This is a genomic window from Phocaeicola sp. GP0067, assembly GCF_031119655.1.
GTDB classification, from domain to species: Bacteria; Bacteroidota; Bacteroidia; order Bacteroidales; family Bacteroidaceae; genus Phocaeicola; species Phocaeicola vulgatus.
Genome location: NZ_JAVHZY010000004.1, coordinates 236,060 through 259,947, shown reverse-complemented (window position 1 = coordinate 259,947; position 23,888 = coordinate 236,060). Strand labels below are relative to the sequence as shown.

The window sequence follows — 23,888 nt, the reverse complement described above, 5'->3', positions numbered from 1 at the left end:
CTGAAGTTCTTCATGTTCAGACTGGCTAGGCTATACGCTTAAAAGAAAGCTTGCCAACCCGGAAAATCCGCTGACCCTATCACTTGCTTGTTTTCGTCTGTTGAAAACTGTTCGAACTCTATTGTTCATAGTGTAACACATTTGTGAGAAGTGTAACACAACTGCTGTAACACAAAAACCGTCCTAAAGTGGCTTTTTATGTCCAACGGTGTCACCTTTTCTCTTTTTTTTATTGGTGCCACACTCTAAGTGAAAAACCTGATTCTGATTTCTAACCCTTTGATAGTCAAAGGCGATGAGGAGTTTGGAAAAAGAAAGGGACTTTTTCAAGTCCCTTCTTTCAGTGATCCGCTTGGGGCTCGAACCCAAGACCCCAACATTAAAAGTGTTGTGCTCTACCTGCTGAGCTAGCGAATCAATCCTTTGTTATTGCTATTCTTCCGAATTGCGAGTGCAAAGGTAGACGTTTTAGATGAAATATGCAAATATATTACTTGATTTTTTTGAATTATTTTTCGTTAGAATTCTCTTTGTGCTGAAAATCAGAGTGTTCTATCCCTCCGGAAAATTCTTTTTCTTTTATTCGTATGTATCTTTGATAGTAAGAAAGCATCAAGCTGGTACAAGGCAAAGCGATAATCATACCTACAATTCCCATTAATGCCCCCCAGACGGAGAGGGATAATAAAATGATAGCAGGATTCAATCCTGTGATTTTTCCCATAACTTTCGGTACAATCAGACCGTCTTGTATAATTTGTACGATGCAGAACACAAGGAAGGCGCAAAATAATATCCACCAGAAATTCTCTCCTGTATCCGCAGCCTTCAGTAAGGCTAATAAGACTGTGGGAATAAAAGCGATAAGCTGAAGGTAGGGAACCATATTGAGAAGCCCGATAAACAATCCGAAACCGATGGCTAACGGGAAATCAATAATAAGAAACCCTATGCTGAACAGAATCCCTACACAAAAAGCGACAAACGCCTGCCCGCGGAAATATTTGTTCATGCCGTCCTGTACATCCGTGACAATATGTACTGTCATTTCACGGTGTCTGGCAGGGATCAGTTTTATCCATCCCCGTGCAATGGCTTCATAATCTAATAGAATGAAGAAAGTGTACAGCAGGATGATGAATGAGGTGAATACACTGAATACAATATTGACAGATTGGGTCAGCAATGCCCATACTTGGGGAAGAACATTACGCATGGTATTCGCAAAATTGCTTTCGTTCAGCGCTTCGTGTATTTTCAACATATCTATGTGCTCTTTTATGAAATTGGCCACTGTGCCGGGAATAGCTGCTTGCTTGGATCCTTCGATAAAATAGGCGGTGAGCAATTCTTTCAGTTTGCCGAATTCTTCAATGATTGGTGGTACAAGTCCTACAAATGCTAAAGTGATAATGGACAGTAATACCAGCAAAACAACCAATATGGAGATTACCCGGTTCCTCAGACGCAATTTGTTCTGAAAGAAAATGACCATCGGATAGGTAAGATAGGCTATCAGCCATGCTATGAAGAAAGGAAGCAGCACTCCGCTGAGTCGGTTGACCAGATATAGAATGCCGATAATGACCATCGCTGTCAATATTCCGCGGATAAAACTATCGAATGTTATTTTTTTCTGTATCATAAAGTGTGTGTTATTTATTTTCAGTTTCCTCTTTCAAAGCTTCCATATAGCAGGTCCGGCAAAGAGGTTCATAGTCTGCCTTTTCCCCTAATAGGACCCGTTTTTCGCTTTTGGTGATTCGGTGGGTGGCATAGGCCAAGTTCCCACATTTCACACAAATGGCATGAACTTTGGTTACTTCGTCTGCAATAGCCAGCAAGGCAGGTATAGGTCCGAAAGGAACTCTCCTGAAATCCATGTCCAATCCGGCGACGATGACTCTTATCCCGTTGTCAGCCAGCTTGTTGCAGACATCAACCAAACCTTCGTCAAAAAATTGCGCTTCGTCTATACCCACTACATCCTTGTCTGAGGAGAAAAGCAAGATGCTGGCAGAAGAATCAATAGGGGTGGAGGCAATAGAGTTGCTGTCATGTGATACAACTTCTTCTTCCGAATAGCGTGTATCTATGGCCGGTTTGAATATTTCAACCCGTTGACGGGCAAACTTCGCTCTTTTCAAACGGCGGATTAGTTCCTCGGTTTTACCTGAGAACATTGAGCCGCATATTACTTCTATTCTTCCTCTTCTACGTGTTTCCTGGATGTGGTCTTCTGAAAAAACTACCATAATTTAGTTATAACAATTAGATTAATTCTGAGTGCAAATGTACGACTTGTACCCCGAAAAAGGATTATTTTCACTTGGAAATTTATTAATAAAAGATATAATGTTAAACAAAAGTGCAACATCTGTTAAATAATTGGGACAATTAACTTTATGCATTTAAATTCTTTCTACATTTGTTCCAGTATAACAGAATGCAATTGTTTTATGGGAAAACTGTATGTCGTACCTACTCCAGTAGGAAATTTAGAGGATATGACTTTCCGTGCCATCCGTGTGTTGAAAGAGGCTGATTTGATATTGGCGGAAGACACGCGTACTTCGGGTATTCTTTTGAAACATTTTGAAATTAAAAACGCCATGCAGTCTCATCATAAGTTTAATGAGCATAAAACAGTGGAAGGTATTGTGAATCGCATCAAAGCGGGCGAAACTGTTGCTTTAATATCTGATGCCGGAACTCCTGGTATTTCTGATCCCGGATTTTTAATAGTGCGTGAGTGTGTGAAGAGTGGCATTGAGGTGCAATGTTTGCCTGGAGCTACTGCTTTTGTACCTGCGCTGGTGGCGTCGGGATTGCCTGATGAACGTTTCTGCTTTGAAGGATTCCTGCCACAAAAAAAAGGAAGAGTGACCCGTTTGACCTCTTTGCAAGAAGAAAAACGGACGATGATATTTTATGAATCACCCTACCGTTTGGTGAAAACCTTAACTCAATTTGCCGAGTTTTTCGGTGCCGAAAGGCCTGTTTCCGTATGTCGTGAGATTTCAAAAATTCACGAAGAAAGTGTTCGGGGCACATTAACTGAAGTTATAGCGCATTTCACTCAAAACGAGCCGCGAGGTGAAATCGTAATCGTACTCGGTGGGAAAGAGGACTAAAAATGAATAAACTTAAAATGTAAAGCAAATGAAAAAACTAGTATTTTTATCGTTGTTATCTGTAGCTTTATTGACTTCATGCGGTAATGGAGCTCAGAAAGATGCCTTGAAGGCTCAAAATGATTCTTTGATGGTAGAACTGTCAAACAGAAATGCTGAATTGGACGATATCATGGGTGCTTTCAATGAAGTACAGGAAGGTTTTCGTCAGATAAATGAAGCTGAGAATCGTGTAGACTTACAGAGTGGTTCTATTCGTGAGAATAGTGCTGATAAGATAAAAGAAGATATTCGCTTCATCAGTGAAAAATTACAGTCAAACCGTGAGCAGATTGCGAAACTGGAGAAGCAATTGAAGAATAGTCAGTATAATTCCGCTCAGTTGAAGAAAGCTGTAGCCAACCTGACGAAGGAGTTGGAAGCTAAACAGCAGCAGATTGAGACTTTGCAGGCTGAATTGGCTTCAAAAAATATTCGTATCGCTGAGTTGGACGATGCTGTGGCCGGTTTAAGCCAGAATGTAAGTGAACTGACCGCTGAAAATGAGGCGAAGGCTGCAACTGTAGCCAGCCAGGATAAAGCTTTGAATGCTGCTTGGTTTGTTTTTGGTACAAAATCTGAATTGAAGGACCAGAAAATTCTTGAAAAAGGTGATGTCCTGAAAAGTGCGGATTTTAATAAGGATTATTTTACTCAGATTGATATTCGTACTGATAAGGAAATCAAGTTGTATTCTAAACGCGCCGAATTGCTGACTACACATCCGGCTGGTTCATATGAACTGGTGAAAGATGCGAAAGGCCAGCTGACTTTGAAGATTACAAATCCTACTGAATTCTGGAGCGTATCACGCTATCTTGTTATTCAGGTGAAATAAGGAATTTAAATTATTGTTCTGTGAAAGGGTTGTGCCGTGAGTGACGCAACCCTTTTTTAATCTGCTTTATGTTGTATGTATAGAAGTATATTTATTGATTTGGATGATACGGTATGGGCTTTTACTGAAAACGCTCGTGATACATTCCAAGACATGTATGATAAATATCATTTTGATCGTTATTTTCGTTCTTTTTCGCATTTTTATACTTTGTATAGCGGGAAGAATGAGGAGTTATGGAATGAATATGGTGCTGGTAGGATTACAAAAGATGAGTTGAATGAGCAAAGATTTGCCTATCCGTTGTTGCAGGTAGGCGTTGCAGATAAAGCGTTGGTGAAAGCCTATTCGGATAATTTTTTTGATGATATAGTTTACAAGAAGAAACTGATGCCTCATGCAAGAGAGGCTTTGGAATATTTGGCATCCGCTTATAATCTGTATATTTTGTCCAATGGATTTAGGGAATTGCAAGAGCAGAAGATGCGTTCTGCCGGTGTGGAAGGATATTTTAAGAAAATAGTTTTGTCAGAGGATATAGGAGTACATAAACCGTTTCCGGAGATTTTTTATTTTGCCATGTCGGCTACGCAGTCCGAGCTGCATACTTCTTTAATGATTGGAGATAATTGGAAGAATGACGTTGAAGGTGCGAAAAACGTAGGGATGGGAAATGTTTATTATAATATAAAAGGTGAGAAGAGCTTGCCTTTTAAACCTGGTTTTGATATGAGGGATTGGCGGGAAATCGCTTCTTTCTTATAAAATTGAATGGAAGATGTTGATGGATAAGTCTGTTGGCACAAACAATGTATTTGCATAAGGAATGCCCGATATTTGTTTTCAAGGGATGCTCCTGTGTATTGGGGCATCCCTTGAAAAGCATTTTTCTTTCAAAATAAAAAATGTGATTATTTATTTTGGAAGAGTATTTGTCCAATTGTTCTGAGTTACTCCGAATCCAGCGTTGATTTCTGCACTAGGAATAGGAAATACTAAATTTGATATTTCGTAATTAGTATAAGTAAATTTGATGGCTGGAGCACTGTTGGCATATACACTGACTCTTTCATTCCAGCGACGCAAATCATATAGACGCATACCTTCTTGGAATAACTCACGAGCACGTTCGTCTTTTATAAAACTCATAAGATTTTCTTTTTCGCTCGGTAAATCGTTTGTTGATTTTATATCTAAATTACGCTTGGCTACTACTAATAAAGCTTCTTTGGCTTCATTCAATTTGTTTAATTGTACATTTGCTTCAGCCTTAATTAAATACATTTCCGGAGCATTTACAATATAATTAGTTCCACGAGCAGGGTTACCTGACGAAAAGTGAGCAATTTTACCACCTGTGTAAACAGGTTCAGATTCTGTAGAAGTTTTATCTCTTCCATCAATAAGAATTTTACGGCAATCGTTAGTTGCATACATTGAAATTAGTTTAGGACTAGGACTAAAGTTGTATGTAGACCACAAAGTTCCATATGAATTAGCTGACCAGTTTGTTGTATTAGTAATAGCTAAAGCAAACATACTTTCGGAATTTGATATTTCACTATTATAAAGAGCTTTGTATGCATTAGCATCGTTGGTTAAAGTAGTAATACCCGCTATTTTTAGTGCTTGTTCTGCATAGTTTCTTGCTTCATCCCAATTTTCTAAATATAGGTAGGTACGGGCCAATAAACCATTAGTAGCAGCTTTTCCTAAATATTGGAGTTCTCCTCTGTCTTTACCAGCTGCTTCAAAATGGGATAATGCATTTTTTAGGTCATTGATGATGGCTTCATAGCTTTCGCCAACAGTAGAACGGCTGATTTTAGTCAATGCTTCTTTGGGTTGGTCAATTATGACGATTCCTAGTTCGGAAGAAAAATCTTGTCCATTCACTTTTATTTGGTGCCCATAAATATTAGTAAGCAATAATTGTGCGTAACCTCTTAGAGCATAAGCTTCAGCCATATACATATTAAGTTCTGTTTTTTCATCATCGCTTGCATTGTTATATAGTGCTTGAGAAGCTTGAATTACACGTGCTGCATTATCAGCTGTTTTATAACCATACTCCCAAATACTTTTTAAATAAGTATCTGTATCTGTAAAAGTATAGGTATAAATACCATCAAAATGTCCGGTTTTAGTATTCCAATAAGTAATATCTGTAGGAATATCACCAATAGCTAAAGCATAGTTACCAGCAAATGCATAATAAAATAATTGATAATAAGTTCCATTTAATGCTGTACTAACGTTAGTTACAGTGTTGAGCCCTCCTTCTAGGTCCACTCCTTTATAGTTGTCAGTTTCAAGAAAACTGTCACCACATGAGGAAAGTCCTGTTGCAAATGTAAAAATGGCAATTGCATTTAAAATATATTTTTTCATATCTTTCCTTTATTAAATTTTACCTTATTTAAAAACTTAATTGAATACCTCCGATGAATGTACGGGTTGCTGGATATTGCCACGCAATTACACCATTGGAATAGGTTTCAGGATTATATCCAACAAAATCATTGGATGTAAATGTATATAAATTATCAATGGATATATAAGCTCGTAATTTTTGAATGAATATTTTCTTTGTTAGATTTACGGGCACAGTGTAACCTAAGGTCATGTTACTGATACGTAAGAAATTACTGCTATATAAGAATCTAGAAGAAGTTTGAGTTGCTTTATTGGGATCTCCATAAATATATTGTGGATATTTGGCATCTTTATTTTCTTCTGTCCATGAATTTAATGCAACGTCTTTCAACGGAGTACGATTGGCCATACCAAATCCGGTGAATGAAGCTCCGGAATCGAAAACTTTTCCTCCTAATCTATAGGTAAAGTTCATGTTAAAGTCAAATCCTTTCCAGCTTAAATTTGTACCGAATCCACCTAAAACTTTGGGGTCAGCATCGCCTACATAACGTTTGGCTGCTGCATTGTAGTCGGAGGTCGTTTCGTTGCCTTCTTCATTCAGATACCATAATGGTTTACCATTTTCGCGGTCAACGCCTGCATATTCTTTCATATAGAATTGGCGATAGGGGCGTCCTTCTTCAATAATTTGATAAGTATATTCTATGGGTTCATCTGTAGATAGTTTGATGATCTTATTTTTGTTCCATGTCATATTTGCATAAATATTCCATGTAAGATTATTGTTGTTGATAACAGATGCATTGATAGATGCTTCAATACCACGGTTGCGGATTGCACCAATATTTTGGTATACTGTAGACATACCTGTAGTCATGGACAATGGTACTTCAAACAATGCGTCACTCGTCTCTTCATTATAATAATCGAAAGTAAGATGGATACGATTAATTAAAGATAAATCAAAACCTATATCAAATTTTTTTGAAGTTTCCCATGTCAAATCTGAATTAGAGATGCTAGTGGGAGTCATACCAGGCTTTTCGTTATAATTGTATCCGGAAGAATAGAAACCACGTGCTGCATACCAATCGATATCTTGATTACCTACGGTTCCGTAAGAGGCCCGAAGAGTGGCATTGGTAATAATAGAATTATCTTTAAGAAATTCTTCTCCACTTACACGCCATTTTCCACCAACAGACCAAAAGTTACCCCAACGATGATTTGAACCGAAAACAGAGGAACCGTCACGGCGGAATGAACCAGATACATAATATTTATCCTCGTAAGAGTAGTGTGCATCCATAAAATATGATGCCAATCGAGCTTCTTTCTTATAATATTCTGATCCTTGAGGAGTTCCAGCAGTAGAAAGGTCGGTTTTTCCATCAGCTGCAAATGGGAAATCAGAGCCTGAATAATATTCATAGAAATAATTCTTTCGTTGCATCTCTTGACCTAATAACAAGTTAATATTGTGTTTGTCAAAAGTATAGTTCCAACCTAATACATTGTTCCACGTAATTGTTGTATAACGAGAATTGTACTGTTGACCTAATCCATTATAATCAACAGCTTGTGGATTATATAATGCACTCCAATATTGATATTGACGTAAATCAGCAATATTTACACCTAAGGTAGTTTTTGCATAAATACCTTTTCCGAGATCAATCTGCAAATATGGGTTGAAGTTCAATGTTTGATTATTGTTTTCATTGATTTCACCAGCTTTTTCATCATATAAAGCTAGAGGATTATAATTACTGATATTGGCATAACTTCCATCTTCATTATAGAAAGGCATCATAGGATTCATAGAACTTATAGCTGCTACAGTAGCGCTGGACATAGAGCCACTTGTAGCTTGTGAAAAGCCGTTTTGGGTAGAATTACTGTATGAAGCATTGACACCGATAGTAAAGCAACTGAACTTAGAGTCTAGGTTCAAACGTCCTGAATAACGTTTCATGTCAGAACCAATAATCAATCCTTCAGTATCTAAATAACCTAAACTAACATAATAACCAGTAGAACCAGAACGTCCTTGGAGGTTTACATTGTAGTCTTGGTAGTATCCTTTACGGGTGATAGCATCCATCCAATCGTAGGATGAAACACCATCCCAACCATAACCTTGATATACTTTTTTCAAATAATCATAGCTCTCATCATAGGTGTTACCATAAGCAACAGAACGTCCATGAGCAAATAGATTCATAGATTCTTGAGCATTGGCGTAATCCATATTATGATTTCCCATTGAAACAAATCCTTGTTTAATGTCTAAGTTGATGCTCATTTTTCCCTCTTTTCCTTTTTTAGTAGTGATTACAATAACGCCATTAGCTGCGCGTGAACCATAAATGGCTGTAGCCGCAGCATCTTTTAGAACTGTAACACTTTCAATATCAGAAGGGTTGATTGCGGCCATCGGATCAAAATTATTATTTGTAGTCGTACTCATACCATCTGTTTCAGAGTTGACAGGCATTCCATCTATTACATATAATGGCTGAGTGCCTGAATTCAAAGAACCACGTCCACGAACATAAATCTCGCTCCAAACACCAGGCATACTGGTAGAGTTGCTCATTTGTACGCCTGGTACAGCTCCTTCTAGTGCTTTCACAAAATTAGCATCAGATTTTTTGGCTATAACATCTTCACCAATAATAGCAGCAGCACCAGTAAATGAAGCTTTGCGTTGAACTCCATATCCTGTTACTACCACTTCTTCAAGCACTTCGGCATCCGACTTTAACGTGATGTTAACAGTCTGTTTTATAGCTACTTCTTGTGTAGCCATTCCGATAAAGGAAACCACCAAAGTCTTTGCGGAACTAATTATTTATGTAAATATTTGATAATCAACACAAAAGTATTTCTTCGCTTTACCTGCTTTTCTGCTATATAAATTGTTTGAGAAGTATAAAAGAAATAATTTTCTACCTTTATTCTACTGAAATAAAGTGTTTACTTCATTTTTGTTTTAAATATATTTTGACTATATATTATAAAAGAACTGATATTCTCAATTTAAATGAAAATATCAGTCCTTTCCTTAGTACCAAATAACAATATTTGCTGTATATTAGTTATTTATATGCAGGATTCTGATCTGCTATTGTTAACGCACCGTTCGCATCAATTTCATCTTGAGGTATGGGCATTTCTAATTTGTCTGAACCGGCAGGAATCAATCCGACTCTGCTCCAATCCAATGTTAAATTTGAACGATCCATTGGTAAATCTCTGCGCTTAAGATCAAATAAACGGTGACCTTCAGCAAAAAGTTCACGACGACGTTCATTCTGTATCTCTGTTTTTAAAACATCACCTGTGCCTGAATATGCATTTATACCGCGTGCTTCCCTCACTTTATTCAAAGCAGCTAAGGCTTCATCTTCATGATTATTATCAGCGGCTAGTTCAGCTATAATTAAATACATTTCAGAACCACGCATCATATTATAATCACCTTCAGCAAAAGCTACTGTACCAGAGCCTTTTGTTCCATCGCTATCGTCATTCTTCCGGCTGTTAATTTTGCATGTGACATAGCTGCCATTGCGTTTGTAATATTTGCCATCTATCTTTACAAATAAAGTTTTACGGATATCTGTATCATCAAAAATATCAATCAACTCTTTTGCAACACCTAGAGAACTGTACCCGTCTTTTACATAAGTAGAATCTTGGTCACAATAGTACCAAAATGCTGGCAACGATAAGAATGATTGCTTGTCAGTAGAGGTACATGTAAAATACCATATTGTTTCAGTGTTATTTTCACAGAACTTGTTTTTATAATCAGCTTTTGACATCAATGTAATTTCTGATAAAGCTTTGTTTGCATGTGACGTTCCATTAGTGTAATCGCCTAAGTCTAAATAAATTCTAGCAGCAATTCCATGAGCTGCCTGTTCTGTTATGTAACATTTTGAAGAAGAGGATGTACCTGTCAATAAAGTACAAGCCTTTTCAATATCATTCACCATTTGAACATAGCAATCTTTTACCGTAGAGCGAGGTATGTCTGTAGTTGAAGATGTTAAACGAAGAATAACTCCTGGATTATCAGGATATTTATTAACAGGTTTTGCATACATTCTAATCAAATAGTGATATGCATAGGTACGCAATGCCAAAGACTCTCCTTCAATACGATTACGTTCACTACTTTCCGGTAATGTTTCTAAATTATCTAAAATAGCATTACAGTTATCAATTAAGCTATAGCAACCAATCCAAGGATCCACAGAATAAGTACTGCTTGGAGTAATAGAGTATTGATAAGGTGAAACAAAACGATTATAGTTACCTGTACTGTTTACCATTGCATCATCAGCCATCACATCAGGCATAAAGAAAATATATTGATTGGTATAATGAGCGTAATGGCCATTAGTAAACCAGTCATAAGCACCAATTAACACCTGCTGTGCTCCTTCAGTACTAGTGAAAACACTTGCATCTGAATACTGGTCAGAAGGAGTTACATCCAAAAAATCATTGCAGCCGCTTAATGAAGCAGTCAACAGTATAGAAGCAAAAATATAGGATATTTTTTTCATATATATCTGGTTTATAAGTTAGAAAGTTAGATTAATTCCCGCAGTAAATGTTCCCGCCAATGGAACTGTACCGCCTCCATCAAGCAAACCATCAACACCACCTAATTCTACATCATAACTTTTGAATTTTTTATCCAAATTCCAAGTTATCAAGTTATCTGCACTGACATAGATACGTACATTCTGTAATAGAATTTTTTTAATCAGTGATTTGGGTAGTGAATAACCTAAACTGATATTCTTTAACTTAATGAAATCTGCATTATGTAGATAGCGACTTGATCTTCCATTAGAAGTATTGGAATTATTTGGAATAAATTTTGGATTGGAAGCATTTGTGTTTTCCGGTGTCCAACTATCTGCTTGTTCTGTTATCAACTGATATCCAGTCTTATTTCCATCATTTAATAAATTTTCCTCATATACATCATATATCTTACCTCCAAATCCGTAAGTAAACATGAATGAGAAATCTACACCTTTCCATGAAACAGTATTAGTCAAACCTCCGGTTGCTGAAGGAAGTGCAGACCCTAATTTATATTTTGTAGCTTTAGAGTATGTATTGGTTGTGGTACGTTCTCCTGTAGGGTTGCCTTTATCATCAGTTACATCCATATACCACAGTGGGTCTCCATTAACGGGGTCTACACCAGCCCATTCTTGCATATAGAATTCATAGATACTATAGCCTACAGTCCGAATTTTGGTGCCAACCACTTCTTCTTTTTGAGGATAAGATGTTATTTTATTATTGTTAAAAGCAATATTAAAGTCCGTTGTCCAAGTGAAATCTTTCGTATTGATATTTGTTGAATGCAAATCAATTTCTATACCTTGATTACGCATACCACCTAGGTTTGATATAGCATTTTCAAATCCGGTTGAGGGCGCCAATGGTTTTTCAAGTAATAAGGCATCTGAAGTTTTATTGTAATATTCAATACTACCATTCAAACATCCAAATATTCCAAAATCAATACCTACATTAAAATTTTTAGACTTTTCCCATGATAATTCATCATTAGGAATTTGCAGGTGTGTAATGCCGTTTTGACCATTGTAATTGTTTCCTGTATCATATAAGCCTTGGAAGCCATACAAATAATCAGATTGTTTGTTACCTGAAGTTCCATAACTGGCACGTAATTTTAAATCATCAACCCATTCAATACCTTTAAAAAAATTCTCTTCACTGATACGCCAGTTGCCACCGATAGACCAGAACGTCCCCCAACGATGTCCAGGTGCAAACCGTGAGGAGCCATCGGTACGAATACTGAATGAAAGAAAGTATTTGTTTAAATAATCATAGTTTATGCGCCCGAAAAATGATTGCATACGCTCGTGATCTTTCTTTGATTTAGTTTCATAAGGAGTAGAGGCCATACTTAATTCAATCATTTCACTATTAGAAAAACCTGTAGCATGGGCATGAAGCATGGAATAAGTGTTCTTATATGCTTCATAACCGGCCAGCAAACCAATATGATGATCATTAAACAAAGAAAAAGCATAATTCAACGTACTGGTAAATGTGGATGTGATGTCACTAATAGCATATTTGCTTAATCGTCCATCTACTGCCGCACCATTACCATGTTCTGGATTATACCAACGCATTTCATCCATATTGGTATAGTCATAAGAGAAACTGTTACGCCAATGTACACCGAAAATATTCAAATCAATAAATGGACTAATTAATGCCCGATGCGTTTTAGTATTGTAGATATCCATTTTCGAAAAAGCCAGTGTGTTCATGTCATTGAACACAGGGTTCACATAGTTATAAACAGGATTGCCTTTTTCATCATAGATTTTATTAAAATCATTATCCAATTTATAGAGCGAGATAGCATTAGGGACAAAAAAAGCATTGGTTAAAGGTGATGAACCACCTCCACCGCCCGGAGGGGTGTTTTGCTCATTGACTGACATTGTGGATGTTACACCGATTTCTGCCCAAGGCTTAATTTTACTGCTGACATTAATGCGGGCAGAATAACGTGATAAATCCGAACCAACGGCCAAACCATCTTGGTCCATATATCCCAAAGATATAAAATATTTAGATTTGTCACTACCACCACTGATGCTTAAATCATATTGCTGGGTAGTTGCTGTCTTAAACAGTTCATCTAAATAGTCTGTATTTATCATAGCTTTTGCACCACTTGCCAAAATTCCCTCTCCAGTAAAAGGATTAGCCATATTAAAAGGATTGGCTTTATACATATCTTGTACAGATGCATTAGCTGCAATACTAGCTGCTTCGGAAGTCATTCCGTCGCTTATGTTTTGAGTATAGAATCCTTTGTAATAAGTCTTATAATGTTCTGTAGAACTCATTAAATCATAGCCATTGGAAGGTAAATGTGAAGAACTTACTTGAGCTTTAAATTCGATCTTTGCTTGTCCGGAAGCACCTTGCTTTGTAGTTATCATGACAACCCCGTTAGCAGCACGCGAACCATATAATGAAGCGGCAGACGCATCTTTCAGAACCGATATGGATTCTATGTCATTAGGATTCAAATTGGATAATGGATTTACAGAAGTTCCATAACTATCTTCATCTGCGACTTTTGATATATTCTTTGATGAAACAGGAACGCCATCAATAACATACAAAGGCTGGCTGGATGCGGACATAGACCCAATACCGCGGATACGTACTTGGCTTACTGAACCAGGTTGACCTGATTGACTTTCTACTTGTACGCCTGCGGATAATCCTTGTAACGCTTTCTCAAAAGAAGCAGTTGGGACTTTCTCTAAAGCATCCGATTTCACAGTAGCTACCGAACCTGTTAATGAATTTTTCTTAGCAGCACCATACGCAACCACCACAACTTCATCAAGAGTTTCAGTATCGGGTTTCAAACTAATATGTAAATTAGACTTGACATCCAATTCTTGACTCTTCATTCCGATAAAGGAAACTACCAAAGTCTTTGCGGAACTAAAATATACAAAAAAACATCTAGTAATCAAATGTTTAGCATTCTGCTCTCTTGTAGATATACAATATTACATCTATTATAACAAACTATAAATCAACTATATATTATAACATAAAAAAATAATTTGATTTTATGTCTACTTTTATTCTACCTTAAACATAAAAAAGATGCCTAGTAATCTAAGCATCTTTTTTATTATAGACCTATTATTAGCTATTCGTTTTTATCAGTAATCTCACTATTGGCATTTAACTCCTTATCAGGGATTTGATAAATGAATAATTTACTACCTGCAGGGACTTCCTTTGGAGCAATCGCACTATGATTAATTGCATGTGTTCTATCCAAACTTTCATTACGACGTTTCATGTCAAATAAACGACGACCTTCACCCCACATTTCAATACGCTTTTGAAGTTCAATTTCTTGTAAAAGTGCATCACTTGTTGCGGATGTTTCATATTTTGGATTACGAGTTTTCATAATCGTAGTCAGCATTGTTTTGGCTTCATTTTCTTTCCCTGCCCTATATAATGCTTCTGCAGCTACAAAATACATTTCACCAGTACGCAAATAAATATAGTCAGAGCAAAAAGTATCACCTGTAGGAGTAAAACCAGGCGCGGTAGAACCTATATCAATAAATTTGCGCTGCACATATTGTCTTACTTTATAATGAGTATTTGTTTCTCCCAAATCAACTCCAAACCATTTTTTACGAATGTCATCATCTGAAATTTTTTCATACAAATCACTGGAAATCATTTTGTAATTTCCTAAATTACCACCATATCCCGGGCCGTAAGGATCAACTTGACTCATGAATGAAGCGTAGAATGTATTTGTTTCACCATTAATATCAGCCCCCCATAACACTTCACTCAAAGAAAGGTCATTAAAGCCGGAAAGTAATTCTTTTTCACTCATCAGTGAGCCACCTTCAATAGCCAATTTTGCGTATTTAGCAACTTCATTCCATTGATCGGGATAATCATTAACAAATGAAAGAATGTTTGCATAAATAGCAGCTGCTGCATATTCATTTAATTCATCTTTCTTGGCTATTCCTTTTCCTTTCAAATAATTATATCCTTTATCTATATCACTTAATATCTGTTCATAGACCTCACTTACAGGAACACGATTCAATTTGGTTTCAGATTCAGTATAAATAGGAATACCTAATTTATCTTTATTCCATTCATAAGGTTGCTGGTACATGTTTATTAACCAAAAATAGCAGTAAGCACGTATGGTGTAACTTTGTCCCAACATCTTCTCAACACTCTCATCACCGCTATCCGCTTGTTCTTTCAGACCGCTGATTACTTCATTTGCACCACTGATTACAGCATATAATTCTTGCCAATAAGTGGTCGTACGACGATAACTTGAAGCACGGTTGTCAAGCAGATAATCATATACGAAGAAGTGTGAAGTCATATATGCCATATCATCTCCCATCAAGTCTGTAGCCAATTCAAATGCCTTTAATCCGAAATCATCATGACTTTGCTGTGCTTCCGGAGAAAACATATTTTTGTAATATCCTGTAATATATGCTTGAATAGCTGTAGGATCTTTATCAAGCAAATCTTTAATTTGGTCTTCTGATGCATTTTCTGAAGGTTCCTTGTCCAAAAAGTCATCGCTACAAGATCCCATCATAAACGCTGCAGCCAATATTGCTAAATATTTTGTATATTTCATAATTCTATTCTTTTAAAAGTTCAAATTAATGCCGAATGATAAAGTACGAATCGCAGAATAATTAGCAGCCGAATATCCATAAGCATATTGGCGTGGGTCCATACCTTTACGTTTAGAGAATAAAGCTACATTATCGGCAGATACGTAAATACGTGCACTGCTTGCTGATATTGCTTTCATCCATTCTTTCGGAAAAGTATATCCTAATGAAATGTTACGGATGTTAAAGAATGATGCATTTATCAAGAAACGTGAAGATTGGCTATTACTATTTTGTGCACCATCCATTATAGGCACATTTGTATTTTTATTTTCCGGAGTCCAAGCATTCAAGATATCCTTGTGCCAGTTACTGCCAATATTGCTTCCCGCATGCATGAAAGAAGAATACATGCTGTCATATATCTTTCCACCAATTTGAAAGTTTGTAGCTATAGAAAGATCGATTCCTTTGTATGCAAAATCAGTTGAAAAACCTCCTTGGAAATCGGGCAAAGTAGAACCTAATTCATATTTGCTTGCCTGAGTATAGTCTTCGGTTACGGTCCTTCCAGTCACTTTGCCATTAGCATCTTTCTCATCCATATACCATTGTGCTGCTCCTGTTTCTGGATTAACACCTGCGTATTCATAGGTATAAAGATCATAAATAGACCCTCCTTCCATTAAGCGGAACAAAGAAGCAGTACCATGAATAATTCCATTCTCTCTTTTGTCTTCTGGAAGATTCAAAATCTTATTGCTATAATGTGTACCGTTAAAAGATAAATTCCATATAAAATCTTTTGTTTGAATTGGGGTGGCAGAAATAGTAAATTCAATCCCCTTATTCTGCATATCCAACAGGTTCATTGGAACGTAAGAAATTCCAGAAGAAATAGGATAAGGCATATTGTACAACATATCCGAAGTCTTCTTCAAGAAATATTCAGTTTCTAGTTTCAAACGGTTATTAAGAAAAGCAGCTTCCAAACCGATATTTAAATTTTTGCTTTTTTCCCAAGTCAAATCTTTATTTCCACGATAAGTTTCGACTACAGAGAAATCTCCGTTATTATTGGTTACAGAATATTGCTTCAGATATGGTTGATAGACTACATAACCATTTATATCAAGAATTCCATCATTACCTTGTGTTCCATAACTTGCTTTTAGTTTAAGATTAGACAACCATTCCACATCTTTCAAAAACTCTTCCTGTGTTAATCTCCAAGAACCTCCGACAGACCAAAAAGTACCACGGCGGTGATCAGGATGGAATTTGGACGATTCATCTGAACGAATACTTGCAGATAGATAATATTTGTTATCAAAATCATAGTTTACACGACCAAAGAAACTTTCCATACTATGTTCTTGTGTATATGAATTCATATCACTCATAGTTATGGCATTGTTGAACTCAGGATTTCCAATAGTATAAAAATTGTATTTATGAGTATACTGATATTTCAGTGTATATGAATAAGATTCGTGACCAGCCATTATGTCAATATTATGATGACCAAATGCTTTACTATAGGTTAAAAGTTGATTTGCTGTAAACGATTCAATACGTTGATTATATTTATAAGTACGACCATTCACATTAGCAGCATCCCCATATAACTGATTCATGTGATCTGTACGGATTTGATTCATTAAATCATAACCAATGTTAGCAGTCGCTTTTAAACCATCAATAATATTAATGTTAATAGTACCACGGCCATTAAAATTGTCATTCAAAGTCTGATGCACATCCAACCCAGAATTAGCTGCAACATTTTGATTACTGAAACCGCCCATACGTGTACTGTATGTACCATCACCAAAATCATAAACAGTGTTGCCTTCTTCGTCATATATGCGATTTCCGTTTTCGTCATACGCATATACAGGATAAATAGGAGCGATTTGCTGAGTGAACATAAAAGCATTAGAGTAATTAGACAAACTAGCATTTTGTGACTGGCCTGCATTTTTTTCCGCTCTTGCGTAAGCCAAATTACCATTGATATCAATAAACTTATTTACAGTATGATTAATATTGGCACGTGCTGAAATACGTTCAAAGTCAGTATGTCTTAAGATTCCTTCATCTTTCAAATATCCCAATGATAAAAAATGAGTTGTCTTAGCGTTACCACCTTGCAGGCTCAAATTATATTCCTGACGCATACCATTATGTAATGCGGCATCAGCCCAATCGTCATTATGGCGTAGAGCCGCAGAACTAACTACGCCATCTGCTGAAACCATGGCATTATTAGCTACACCGATGAATGGATTGTATCCAATGCTACCTATTAATTCTTCGGAAGCTTCTGCACCTGTAGATTGATTTTTTAAAGTATTCCAGGCTGTTAGTACGTATTCTCTTTGATCTTTCATGATATCATATTCTGGAACACCACGAGTATTTACTCCCCAGCGTGCATCAAGAGTAACTTTGGATTTATCTACCATACCTTTTTTAGTAGTAATCATCACAACACCATTTGCTGCACGTGAGCCATAAAGGGCTGCAGATGCAGCATCTTTTAATATAGACATACTTTCAATATCGGCAGGATTTAATGCATTAACCGACTCTTCGTCATAAGGCATACCATCAACTACGTATAAAGGAGCCGATGATGCGCTAAAAGAGCCAATACCACGGATTCTTATTTTAGCATTTTCTCCAGGCTGCCCACTGGTATTGATTACTTGTACACCTGCTGCTGCACCTTCCAAGGCTTTAGATACTGAAGAAACCTGCATTTTTGCTATTTTTTCTCCACTAACAGCAGTCGCTGATCCTGTAAAAGATGACTTTTTCGCAGTACCATAAGCTACAACCACTACATCGTCAAGCATCTCTGTATCAGATTTTAAAATGATGCTAACATTCTGTTTAATAGAAACCTCTTGACTAGCCATTCCGATAAAGGAAACTACCAAAGTCTTTGCGGAACTTGGAACATTTGATAATGCAAATTTACCATCCATGTCAGTAACTGTACCTACAGTAGTACCTTTTACTAAAATAGAGGCGCCAACTACGGGTAATCCGTCCTCCTCCGAAATAACAGTACCTGTTACCTTCGTGATCTGAGCGGTTACCAAACCTATACCTACAAAAAGGCAGGTCAATAACAGCATTAATTTTCTTTTCATAAAATTCTCTCTTAAAGTTTAACTTTACATTAATATAAATTCATTCACTCTAACAAATGACAAAGGTATGAATAAAATTGTAATATCAAACAAATTATTGTAAAAAACATACTAAACTGCTATATTTTTATGCTTTTAGGCATTTAAAACTCACAAAAGACGAAAATAAACCTCATATTTATTCTTTTTTTTAAGTCATTAAAAAGAGAAACTTTCAATTTATAAGTGATCAGGTAAACATACATTAACCTATAAATGTTAACGAATCGTCTAATAAATATAAAGATGAGAACAAAATAGTAGGATAATGCTTTTCTACTTTTCTTTATTGCGTCTTATTATAGAATTTCAATTAAAGAATTAAATTATGAGGAAAATCAGTTATCGTTTCGTTTACAATCGAAAAAAAAGTTTAAATGACAGAGGGACCGCTTTGGTCCAAGTTGAAGCCTACTTGAATAAAAAGAAAGTGTATTTTTCCACACATGTTTATTTACGGCCAGAACAATGGGATGTAAAAAGGAAAATTATCAAAGATCATCCTAACCAAGATGCGCTGAATGGCATGCTTAATGAATTTATTATTGAATTAGAGAAAAAAGAATTAAGTTTGTGGAGGCAAGGAAAAACAATAACCTTAAGCCTCATAAAAGAAGAGTTCAAATCGAATACAGATGCTTCATTCTTAGGGTTTGCGCGTAAAGAAATAATGTCTTCTCAGCTAAAAGATAGCACTAAGCGCAACCATTTAACAACAATATCCCTTTTACAATCGTTCAAACCGACAATTGAGTTTGAAGACTTAACCTATAATTTCGTTACGAATTTTGAAAAATTTCTTTATGAATCTGGATATCAAACAAATACAGTAGCCAAGCATATGAAACATTTGAAATCTTTTGTTAATGCTGCAATTAATAAAGGATACATTGACCCCAATAACTATGCCTTCAGAAGATATAAAATTAAAATGAAGGAAGGAAAACATGTTTTTTTATTACCGGAAGAAATGAAAAAATTGGAAGAAGTGTCTTTGACAGGAAGAAATAGTTGTCTGGAACATACTCTTGATGCATTTTTATTTTGCTGCTATACGGGATTGCGGTATTCTGATTTTGTGAATTTGAATGAGAAAAATATCGTAAAAATGGATGGGAAATTATGGCTAATCTTTGACTCTGTCAAAACAGGTACAGAAGTGAAATTGCCTTTAAACTTGCTGTTTGAAGGTAAGGCTTTAACTTTATTACAAAAATACCAGGGAAAATGGAGCTCATTTTTTTCAATTAAAAATAACTCAAGTGTAAATAAAGAGCTGATACGAATTGGCAAATTGGCAAAAATAAGCAAACACTTTTCATTCCATTCTGCAAGGCATACTAATGCTACTTTATTGATATATAAAGGTGCTAATATAACAACCGTGCAAAAATTATTAGGACATAAAAACCTTGCTACAACACAAATTTATGGAGAAGTTATGGGAAGTACAATTATACGAGACTTGAAAAAATGTCAAAAAAGATAATTAACTCTATTGTCTATACATTATCTCTTATAAAGATGAAGAAGAATCATTTTCAAAAGTGAATATAGCCTTATCTTCTTAATAAAGTTTATCGTTTTGTGAACATGATAATTTTTTGTTGTGATTGCAATACGATAAACTAAAAGAAATAAAATGTGACAATATTTCCATCTCAGCCTAACCGGGTAGAAAATAGGTATCAAGGTTATTGAATTTCTGCAAAATTCATATATGTATATCATATAATATGCGCATATAAAATTCTATATCAGAAAATGATAATAATAGTTTGCTAATTTACTTCATGTCCTACTATCTTCTTTTGTAATCTAAAGTGCAAACAATCTTTGGAAGTTTTGAAATATTTAAAAAGTTGAGAAATATCAATCTTAGTACTTCAGGTATTTTATGAACAGAGTAACAACGAACAGGAATGCTGCAAGTCAATTCTTTTTTCAGTAGAAGAAAGGTAGAAAATTATTATTATCATACTCTTTAAACGGCTTAAATCAAGGAAAACGAATAAGAGATTCAGCAATACATATACTGGTTATCAATTATTTACATAAATGATTAGTTCCGCAAAGACTTTGGTAGTTTCCTTTATCGGAATGGCTACACAAGAAGTGCCAGTTAAAGCAAACTTGAATATTGTATTAAAGTCTGATACAGAACAGCTTGAAGAGGTAATGGTGGTGGCTTATGGTACAGCGAAAAAATCTGCATTTACAGGTTCGGCTGCTACTATAAAAAATGAAAAAATAGCGACGAGACAAACTTCAAATGTGACAAATGCTTTGGCGGGTCAAGTAGCCGGAGTACAAACTACGAGTAATAATGGTCAGCCGGGCAAAGATGCTGAAGTGCGTATTCGTGGTATTGGATCTATATCGGCTAGTAACAAGCCTTTGTATGTGGTAGATGGAGTTCCGTATGATGGTGAAATTTCTGCTATCAGTACTTCTGATATAGAATCAATGACAGTGTTGAAAGATGCTGCTTCTAATGCTCTGTATGGTGCACGTGGTGCTAATGGTGTAATCTTGATTACTACCAAGCGTGGTAAGAGTGGGGAAGCCCGTGTTACTTTTGACGCTAAATGGGGTGTGAATAAACGTGGAGTACCTAATTATGAAACAATTACGGATCCGGCTACATTCTATGAATTAAACTATTCTTCTATTTATAATGCCGATTTGAAAGGATATGCGGCAGCCGGAGATTTGGCTAAAGCTAATGCGTACGCTAATCAAGCAATGCTTTCTTCTACATATTTGGGATATCAGGTGTATTCCATTCCTCAAGGACAGCAACTGATCGGTATGGATGGCAAATTGAATCCTAATGCGACATTAGGTTATTCTGATGGTACATATTATTATACTCCGGATAATTGGTCGGATGAAATTTTTGAAAATAACCTGCGTCAAGAGTATAATTTAAGTATCAGCGGTGCGACTGAAAAAATGAATTATTATATGTCGGCCGGCTATTTGGATGATAAGGGAATTGTTCCTAACTCTGGTTTCCAACGTTATTCTGCACGTTTGAAAGCTGACTATCAAGTGAAGCCTTGGCTGAAGATGGGAGGAAATGTATCATTTACTCATTATGATAGCCGTGAACAGGATACTGAGGGTGGTACATCAAATGCAAACATCTTTTATGCATCAAATATTATGGGAGCCATTTATCCTATGTATGTTCGTGATGCACAGGGTAATATTATGGTAGATAATCGAGGTTTCCTTCGTTATGATTATGGAAAGCCAGGACAAGATTCAAATGGTAGCCGTAATACGATTCCTAATGCAAATCCGTTGGCAAGTTATATGCTGGATAAAATGAAATATTCGGGTGATGTGGTTAGTGGAAAATGGTCTGCTGATATTGATATTTGGAATGGAATCAAGGCAAAAGTGAATATAGGTGTTGATGTAAATAATGTGCGTGCTACAGAGATGGTTAACCCCTTCTACGGACAGTATTCTGAAACTAGCGGAGTCGGAGGTTTGATCAGTGTATCTAGTGAGCGTACATTTAGTGTAAATCAGCAGTATTTGTTGACATACAACAAAACATTTAATGATGTTCATAATGTGGATATTTTGGCCGGACATGAAAGTTATGACTATAAATATCAATATTTGTACGGACAACGTGAGAAATTGTATGATCCGAATGTTCCTGAATTAGGCAATGGTATTATGAACCAGAGCAATAATTCATATTCTCGTAATTATGCAACAGAAGGATGGCTGTTCCGTGCACAATATGACTATGATGGACGGTATTTTGTTTCAGCTTCTTTCCGTCGTGATGCTTCTTCTTGTTTTCACCCGGATAATCGTTGGGGTAACTTCTGGTCTGTAGGAGCTGGATGGTTATTAAGCAAAGAGAAATTCTTGGAAAACCAGTCTTGGATTGATATGTTGAAATTTAAAATCAGCTATGGTTTGCAAGGTAATGATAACTTGATGTTCCAAGGTGGTTTGTACCGTAACTACTATCCGTATCAAGACCAGTATACATTGGCAAACAGTAATGGCGATTTTTCAACTTCTCTATATTATAAAGGTAATAAGGAAATTACTTGGGAAACTTCACACAGCTTTAATACTGGATTTGATTTCGCTTTTTGGGGTGGTAAGTTAGGTGGTTCTGTTGAGTACTTCTCACGTAAAACAACCGATATGCTTTATTTCAAACCGGTAGCAGCTTCAATGGGTTATTCCCGTTTTCCTGAGAATGTGGGGTCAATGGTAAACCGTGGGGTTGAATTGGACTTGTATTCCAATATAATTGAAAACAAGAATTTTTCCTGGAATGTAAACTTTAATCTTACACATTTTAAGAATAAAGTCTTGGAATTATCTCCAGAACTGAATGGACAATTGATTGACGGTGCCCGGATTTATCGTGAAGACGAGTCTATGTACCAGCTTTATTTACCTAAATATGTAGGTGTGGATTCTGAAACAGGAGAGAGTCTGTGGGCGCTGGTGACTCCGGATGAGAATGGTAATACAGTTACGAAATCTTATTCTGTCGCTTCTGAAAACAGATTCGCATCAGGTGATATTCTACCTAAAGTTTATGGTGGTTTTGGAACAAGTGTTACAGCCTATGGCTTTGATCTCTCTGTTTCGTTTGCATACCAGCTTGGTGGACGTATTCTGGACTATACTTATCAAGGATTGATGGATGTGGCAGCCACAGGTAGTGCTTTGCATAAAGATATGTTAAAAGCATGGACTCCTGAAAATAAAAATACGGATGTTCCTCGTATGAATATTAATGACCAATATACGAACAGATTAACAGATCGTTTCTTGACTAGTTCGGACTATTTAAGCTTGCAGAATATTACATTGGGTTATACTTTGCCGAAGAGTCTGACACGTAAAATGCAGATTGACGGTGTCCGTGTATTCTTTGTTGCAGATAATGTGGCTTTGCTGACAGCTCGCAAAGGGTTGGACCCACGTCAAGGTTATGTGGCTGCTGACAATGTATATTCACCTATCCGCACAATTTCCGGAGGTATATCTTTAAATTTCTAATTTAGCAACC

General features: G+C 36.3%; 13 protein-coding genes and 1 tRNA gene. 5 read left to right on the top strand and 9 right to left on the bottom strand.

Annotated features, from left to right (window positions below; genetic code table 11):
• Positions 1-344: 344 nt before the first annotated feature.
• From RE317_RS05555 to RE317_RS05545, 3 genes are all read right to left on the bottom strand, one after another.
• Positions 345-417, bottom strand: a tRNA-Lys gene (locus tag RE317_RS05555).
• Positions 418-508: 91 nt separating this feature from the next.
• Positions 509-1,645, bottom strand: coding sequence for an AI-2E family transporter (locus tag RE317_RS05550; protein ID WP_008669403.1), 1,137 nt, complete (start codon positions 1,643-1,645; stop codon positions 509-511).
• 10 nt (positions 1,646-1,655) lie between these two features.
• A complete protein-coding gene (locus tag RE317_RS05545) occupies positions 1,656-2,255 on the bottom strand; it encodes a thymidine kinase (RefSeq protein ID WP_005842663.1) in 600 nt (199 codons plus the stop codon).
• 204 nt (positions 2,256-2,459) lie between these two features.
• Between RE317_RS05545 and rsmI the strand changes: the two genes are divergently transcribed.
• The 3 genes from rsmI to RE317_RS05530 all read left to right on the top strand — a co-directional run bounded on the left by rsmI (position 2,460) and on the right by RE317_RS05530 (position 4,776).
• Complete coding sequence (gene rsmI, locus RE317_RS05540) at positions 2,460-3,134, top strand: 16S rRNA (cytidine(1402)-2'-O)-methyltransferase (RefSeq protein ID WP_005842662.1); 675 nt, start codon at positions 2,460-2,462, stop codon at positions 3,132-3,134.
• Positions 3,135-3,162: 28 nt separating this feature from the next.
• Positions 3,163-4,011 (top strand): hypothetical protein, encoded by an 849-nt coding sequence (locus tag RE317_RS05535; RefSeq protein WP_005842660.1) that lies wholly within the window; start codon positions 3,163-3,165, stop codon positions 4,009-4,011.
• Between the two features lie 75 nt (positions 4,012-4,086).
• Entirely contained in the window at positions 4,087-4,776 is a 690-nt protein-coding gene (locus RE317_RS05530; RefSeq protein WP_005842658.1) for a YjjG family noncanonical pyrimidine nucleotidase, read from the top strand.
• A gap of 150 nt (positions 4,777-4,926) precedes the next feature.
• On the opposite strand, the gene RE317_RS05525 is transcribed toward RE317_RS05530, so the two are convergent.
• The 6 genes from RE317_RS05525 to RE317_RS05500 form a co-directional block, all read right to left on the bottom strand.
• Complete coding sequence (locus tag RE317_RS05525; RefSeq protein WP_005842656.1) at positions 4,927-6,402, bottom strand: RagB/SusD family nutrient uptake outer membrane protein; 1,476 nt, start codon at positions 6,400-6,402, stop codon at positions 4,927-4,929.
• A gap of 28 nt (positions 6,403-6,430) precedes the next feature.
• Positions 6,431-9,223, bottom strand: coding sequence for a TonB-dependent receptor (locus RE317_RS05520; RefSeq protein WP_057249975.1), 2,793 nt, complete (start codon positions 9,221-9,223; stop codon positions 6,431-6,433).
• A 268-nt stretch (positions 9,224-9,491) separates the two neighbouring features.
• Positions 9,492-10,970: a RagB/SusD family nutrient uptake outer membrane protein gene (locus RE317_RS05515; protein ID WP_117873581.1), complete on the bottom strand. Its 1,479-nt coding sequence runs from the start codon at positions 10,968-10,970 to the stop codon at positions 9,492-9,494.
• Positions 10,971-10,988: 18 nt separating this feature from the next.
• Positions 10,989-13,967 (bottom strand): TonB-dependent receptor, encoded by a 2,979-nt coding sequence (locus RE317_RS05510; RefSeq protein WP_259321187.1) that lies wholly within the window; start codon positions 13,965-13,967, stop codon positions 10,989-10,991.
• A gap of 182 nt (positions 13,968-14,149) precedes the next feature.
• Positions 14,150-15,646: a RagB/SusD family nutrient uptake outer membrane protein gene (locus tag RE317_RS05505; RefSeq protein WP_005839145.1), complete on the bottom strand. Its 1,497-nt coding sequence runs from the start codon at positions 15,644-15,646 to the stop codon at positions 14,150-14,152.
• Between the two features lie 12 nt (positions 15,647-15,658).
• A complete protein-coding gene (locus RE317_RS05500; protein ID WP_032953623.1) occupies positions 15,659-18,787 on the bottom strand; it encodes a TonB-dependent receptor in 3,129 nt (1,042 codons plus the stop codon).
• A gap of 367 nt (positions 18,788-19,154) precedes the next feature.
• Between RE317_RS05500 and RE317_RS05495 the strand changes: the two genes are divergently transcribed.
• Together RE317_RS05495 and RE317_RS05490 are read left to right on the top strand one after the other, a co-directional pair.
• On the top strand, positions 19,155-20,315 hold the full coding sequence (locus RE317_RS05495) for a site-specific integrase (RefSeq protein WP_074783695.1): 1,161 nt from the start codon (positions 19,155-19,157) through the stop codon (positions 20,313-20,315).
• Positions 20,316-20,884: 569 nt separating this feature from the next.
• Positions 20,885-23,878: a TonB-dependent receptor gene (locus RE317_RS05490; RefSeq protein ID WP_074783696.1), complete on the top strand. Its 2,994-nt coding sequence runs from the start codon at positions 20,885-20,887 to the stop codon at positions 23,876-23,878.
• Positions 23,879-23,888: the final 10 nt, after the last annotated feature.

What these genes read in the sequence shown, in the direction of transcription:
- RE317_RS05550 (WP_008669403.1), bottom strand. Translation starts at nt 1,645, where the DNA reads ATGATACAGAAAAAAATAACATTCGATAGTTTTATCCGCGGAATATTG.
- RE317_RS05545 (WP_005842663.1), bottom strand. Translation starts at nt 2,255, where the DNA reads ATGGTAGTTTTTTCAGAAGACCACATCCAGGAAACACGTAGAAGAGGA.
- rsmI (WP_005842662.1), top strand. Translation starts at nt 2,460, where the DNA reads ATGGGAAAACTGTATGTCGTACCTACTCCAGTAGGAAATTTAGAGGAT.
- RE317_RS05535 (WP_005842660.1), top strand. Translation starts at nt 3,163, where the DNA reads ATGAAAAAACTAGTATTTTTATCGTTGTTATCTGTAGCTTTATTGACT.
- RE317_RS05530 (WP_005842658.1), top strand. Translation starts at nt 4,087, where the DNA reads ATGTATAGAAGTATATTTATTGATTTGGATGATACGGTATGGGCTTTT.
- RE317_RS05525 (WP_005842656.1), bottom strand. Translation starts at nt 6,402, where the DNA reads ATGAAAAAATATATTTTAAATGCAATTGCCATTTTTACATTTGCAACA.
- RE317_RS05515 (WP_117873581.1), bottom strand. Translation starts at nt 10,970, where the DNA reads ATGAAAAAAATATCCTATATTTTTGCTTCTATACTGTTGACTGCTTCA.
- RE317_RS05505 (WP_005839145.1), bottom strand. Translation starts at nt 15,646, where the DNA reads ATGAAATATACAAAATATTTAGCAATATTGGCTGCAGCGTTTATGATG.
- RE317_RS05500 (WP_032953623.1), bottom strand. Translation starts at nt 18,787, where the DNA reads ATGAAAAGAAAATTAATGCTGTTATTGACCTGCCTTTTTGTAGGTATA.
- RE317_RS05495 (WP_074783695.1), top strand. Translation starts at nt 19,155, where the DNA reads ATGAGGAAAATCAGTTATCGTTTCGTTTACAATCGAAAAAAAAGTTTA.
- RE317_RS05490 (WP_074783696.1), top strand. Translation starts at nt 20,885, where the DNA reads ATGATTAGTTCCGCAAAGACTTTGGTAGTTTCCTTTATCGGAATGGCT.